4 protein-coding genes are annotated in these 4682 nt (G+C 63.9%); all 4 read right to left on the reverse strand.

The window, feature by feature from the left end; genetic code table 11:
* Window positions 1-1364 (reverse strand): ABC-F family ATP-binding cassette domain-containing protein (locus C5J22_RS30785; RefSeq protein WP_105441373.1); only part of this gene is annotated, 1364 nt, incomplete at its 3' end.
* A gap of 166 nt (window positions 1365-1530) precedes the next feature.
* The gene (pepT, locus tag C5J22_RS30790) at window positions 1531-2766 is read right to left on the reverse strand and encodes a peptidase T (RefSeq protein WP_105441374.1); all 1236 of its coding nucleotides are present in this window, start codon (window positions 2764-2766) and stop codon (window positions 1531-1533) included.
* Between the two features lie 185 nt (window positions 2767-2951).
* Window positions 2952-4163: a cytochrome c gene (locus C5J22_RS30795; RefSeq protein WP_105441375.1), complete on the reverse strand. Its 1212-nt coding sequence runs from the start codon at window positions 4161-4163 to the stop codon at window positions 2952-2954.
* On the reverse strand, window positions 4160-4682 hold a 523-nt coding region (locus C5J22_RS30800), incomplete at its 5' end, for a GMC oxidoreductase (protein WP_245440620.1). The genes C5J22_RS30795 and C5J22_RS30800, both read right to left, overlap by 4 nt.

A 4682-nucleotide genomic window follows, 5' to 3' on the forward strand; every position in this document is an offset into this window, starting at 1 on the left:
CCACCCGACAGGGTGCCGACCACCTGCAGGGCGGCATCTGCACGGAACATGAAGCGGGCAAGCGCCGCGCGGCCGGCATTTTCGTCCGCTTGCGGATTGAGACGCCGGAAATTGTCGCGGATCGAGAGCGTCGGATCGAGCAGGCTCACCCGCTGGTCGAGCATGGCGGATCTCACCGGCACCCGCACCGTGCCCGAGAACGGCTGCAGGCTGCCCGAAATCAGCGACAGCAGCGTCGTCTTTCCTGAGCCGTTCGGACCGGTAACGGCGATCCGTTCCGGCCCGGTGATCTCGAAGGAGAGGTCGCGCAGGACCGGTTTTTCAACCTCGTAACCGGCGGTGACATTGTCGATCCGGAGCACGACCCGGCTCGCCGGCAGGCCGGTCGGCGGCAGCGTCACGGATAGCGGCTGCAGGATCTCGATTTTTTCACGCGCAGCCGATGTATCATCGGCCGCCTGGGTTCGCAGCCGCTCGGCAAGCCGGGCATTGTCGCCGCTGGTATTTTCCGCCCGCCGCTTCATGCCGCCGGCGACGATGCGCGGCATGTCGCCCCGCGCGGCCTTCTTCTTGCCGGTGCTGTCCTTGCGCGCCTTGCGCTCGGCGGTTTCCTGCGCCGTGCGGTCGATCTCCGCCACCCGCTTTTCGGCCTCCGTGAGATCGTGTTCGGCGGCGGCCAGTTCCAGCCCCTTGCGCTCCCGGTAGCGGCTCCAGTTGCCGCCATAACGGGTCGCACCGAGCGAGGTCAGTTCGACGATCGCATCGACGGTTTCCAGAAGCTCGCGATCATGGCTGACGATGATCGCCCCGCCCCGCCAGCCGGCGAGCAGGTCGATCACCGCTTGGCGGCCGTCTCGGTCGAGGTTGTTGGTGGGTTCGTCGAGGATCAGGAAATCCGGCCCGGTGAAGATCAGTGCCGCCAGCCCCGCGCGGGTACGCTGGCCGCCCGACAGCGTTTCGAGCGGCGTGTTCGCATCCGCATCGAGGCCTGCCCGCGCCAGCGCCTCGGCCATGCGCGCCTCCAGCATCCAGTCGGCATTGGCGAGCTCCTCGGCGGATGCCTCGCCCGCTTCCGCGCGGGCAAGAACGGCCAACGCATCGCGCGTGCCAAAAAAGTCGGCGATCGTCTCACCGGACGTGACCTGCACGCTCTGGCGCAGCATGTCGAGGCTGCCGGAAACCGAGACCGTGCCGGATGCGGGCATCAACTCACCAGCAATCAGCTTCAAAAGCGTCGTCTTGCCGACGCCGTTGCGCCCGACAAGGCCGGCGCGTTCGGGCCCGAAGCTGAGGTTCAGATTGGAAAAAAGCGGCCGGCCGTCAGGCGTGGACCACGAAAAATTGGCAAGCATAATGGAAGGCATGGACGGATTCCCGAATGGCAAGGCAAAGCGGCGTTGCGTTTCGGTTGGAATCCATGGGTCACCATCCTGTTGGTGCTGCTGATGGCGGTTTTCTAGGCAGAAAATGCGGCGCGTTCAAGACTGGCGAGGGGTCTGGACTTTAAAGCACACCGCTTAGAAAAAGCGCTTACGCCCGCTCCTCCCACAGTTTCGCAAGCTCCACCACCGTCTTCACCGCCAGTTCCATGTCCTGGCTGCTGACGAATTCCAACGGTGAGTGGAAGGCGTGGCCACCGGCGAAGAGGTTGGCGCAGGGCAGGCCCATGAAGGAAAGGCGCGAGCCGTCCGTGCCGCCGCGGATGCTGCCGCGCACCGGGGTCATGCCGGCCCGGCTGATCGCCTCGACCGCGTAATCGACGATGCCCGGATACTGGTCGAGCACCACCTTCATGTTGCGGTACTGTTCCTTGACGGTGAAGGTGTAAGTCGAGCCCGGATAGTCGGCGATCACCTGCCTGGTGATCTCCTCGAGCAGCGTCTCCTTGGCCTTCAGGCCCTCTTCGGTAAAATCGCGGATGATGAAGGAGAGGTTCGCCTTTTCCATCACGCCGGTCATGCCGGTCGGATGGATGAAGCCGTCGCGGCCCTTGGTGGTCTCGGGCGTCATGTCCTTGGGCAATCTTGCGACGATGCCGCCGGCGATCTTGATGGCATTTTCCATCTTGCCGAAGGCGAAGCCCGGATGCATGGCGACGCCCTTGATGGCGATCTCCACAGCATCGGCCGAAAACGTCTCGTCCTCGATCGTGCCGGCGGTCTCGCCGTCCAGCGTATAGCCGAAATCGGCGCCGAGCTTTGTGAGGTCCACCTTATCGACGCCGCGGCCGATTTCCTCGTCGGCGGTGAAGAGGATGCGGATAGCGCCGTGCTTGACGTCCGGGTTGTTGATGAAGAATTCGGCGGCCGACATGATCTCGGCAATGCCCGCCTTGTCGTCGGCGCCGAGCAGCGTGGTGCCGTCAGAGGTGATGATGTCGTTGCCGATCTGGTCTTTCAGCACCGGATGTTCGGACACCCGGATCACCTGGCTTTTGTCGCCGGTGAGCTGGATATCGCCGCCTTGGTAGTTCCTGACGATCTGCGGCTTAACGTTGGTGCCGGTGAAATCGGGTGCCGTGTCCATATGGGCGCAGAAACAGATGACCGGCACGTTGTTCTTCGAAGTCGTCGCCGGGATCGTCCCGTAGATATAGCCGTGCTCATCGAGATGCGCGTCGGTAATGCCGATCGCCAGCATTTCCTCGACCAGCAGCCGGCCGAGATCCTTCTGCTTCATCGTCGAAGGCTGGGAGGGAGACTTGGCATCCGACTGGGTGTCGATGACGACGTAACGGAGGAAACGATCGGTAACGCTATCGGCCATGGTTCTCAAATCCAAAATTGCAGAACGGAATAACGGAGTTGTAGCGGGCAGATAGAGGCGCGTGAAGCGGGGAAATGAAGGTTGTGGCTTGGCAGCCCCTCATCCGACTGCCGTCACCTTCTCCCCGCAATCGGGGAGAAGGGAAGGGTGAGGGGTATACCTCAAATATAGCCGAGGACGAGCCTTTACCTCTGCGCCCCGATATCCGACGCCCCGACCGAAGGCGCGGCATTGCCCCAGCTGTTGCGGACGTAGGTCAGCACGGCGGCCACCTGTGCGTCGGTCAGGCGCCAGCCGAGCGAAGGCATGGCGGGTGTCGTTTTCGCCGTGGGCGTATGCACCGCCTGGCTGCCCTGCAGCACCAGGCGCGTCAGCGTCTCCGCGCTCGGCTGCTGCACGATCGAGCTGCCGGCGAGTGCCGGGAACAGCTGGCGGGCGCCCTTGCCGTCGCCGCCATGGCAGGCGGAACAGGTGTCGTGATAGATCGCCGCCCCCACCCTCATCCGCGCATCGCTCGCCGGGATCGGCTGCGGTTTCTGCGTCGGACCGCCTTCGGTGCTCTTCAGGTAAGTGGCGATCGCGTGCACGTCCGCGTCGGTCATCAGCGAGGTCGAGGCCTGGATTGCCTCCGCCATCGGGCCCGAAGCGATCGTATGCCCGTTGGTGCCGGTCTTCAGGTACCGGACGATCTCGTCCTCGCTCCAGCTGCCAACGCCGATATAGCTGTTGCCGGTGATGTTGGGCGCATACCATCCCTGCAGCGAAGCGCCCTGCAACGGCTCGCTGGTCTCGTCCGCCCCGAGCGTGGTTTTCGGCGAATGGCAGGTGCCGCAATGGCCCGGCCCCTGGACGATATAGGCGCCACGATTCCATTCGGCCGATTTCGACGGATCGGGCCGGAATTCACCGGGCGTGAAGTTCAGCATGTTCCAGCCCATCATCGACAGCCGAATGTTGAACGGGAACGGCAGTTGGTTGGATTCGACCGGATTGAAGACCGGATCGACGGTCCTGAGATAGGACCAGAGGTTGCCAATGTCCCTGTCGGTCATCCTGGTATAGGCCGGATAGGGCATGGCGGGGTAGAGCCGCTTGCCGTCATGGCCAATACCGTTCTTCAGGGCGCTGCGGAAATCCGCCTCCGTCCAGTTGCCGATGCCGGTCGCCTTGTCGGGCGTGATGTTCGGCGGAATGATCTGGCCGAACGGCGTTTCGAGCGGCAGTCCGCCGGAGAGCGGTTTTGCCCCCGGCGCGGTGTGACAGGCGGCGCAATCGCCGAGGATCGCCTGATAACGACCGCGGATGATCTGGTCGGCCTGGTCGGGCGCCTGCGCAAGTGCCAGGCCTGCCGAGAGGGCGGTTGCGGCAAGGGTGAGGGAAAAGACGATCCTGCTCATGCCGACACCAGAGGTTGGCCCGGGTTGCGGAGATATTGCTGTCGGATGGCATCCGCCGCATGATAGGCGAGCGCCCCCACGGTGCCGGTCGGGTTCTTGCCGGCATTGTGGGCGAAGGCGGAAGCGCCGATGACGAAGACGTTGGCGACGTCCCAGCTCTGCAGGTACTTGTTGACGGCGCTGGTCCTGGGGTCCGTGCCCATGATCGCCCCGCCGGTATTGTGGGTGCTCTGGTAGGGCACCGAATCCCAGCCCTTCTTGCGGCGGGTATTGGTGTATTGCCTGCCGCCGAAGGCCTTGGCGATCTCCTCCATCCGGTCCGAGACCCAGTTCGACATGCGGATGTCGTTGTCCGGGAAATCGAAGGTGAAGCGCAGCAGCGGCCGCCCGAACCGGTCCGTATAGGTCGGATCGAGATCCAGATAGTTGCCGCGGGTCGGGTAGCTCGACCCTTGCGAGGAAAAGCCGAGCGTCGACTTGTAGGATTTGACGGTCGCCTTCTTCCAGTCGCTGCCCCAG

Source organism: Neorhizobium sp. T25_13, assembly GCF_002968675.1.
In the GTDB taxonomy this organism is placed as follows: domain Bacteria; phylum Pseudomonadota; class Alphaproteobacteria; order Rhizobiales; family Rhizobiaceae; genus Neorhizobium; species Neorhizobium tomejilense.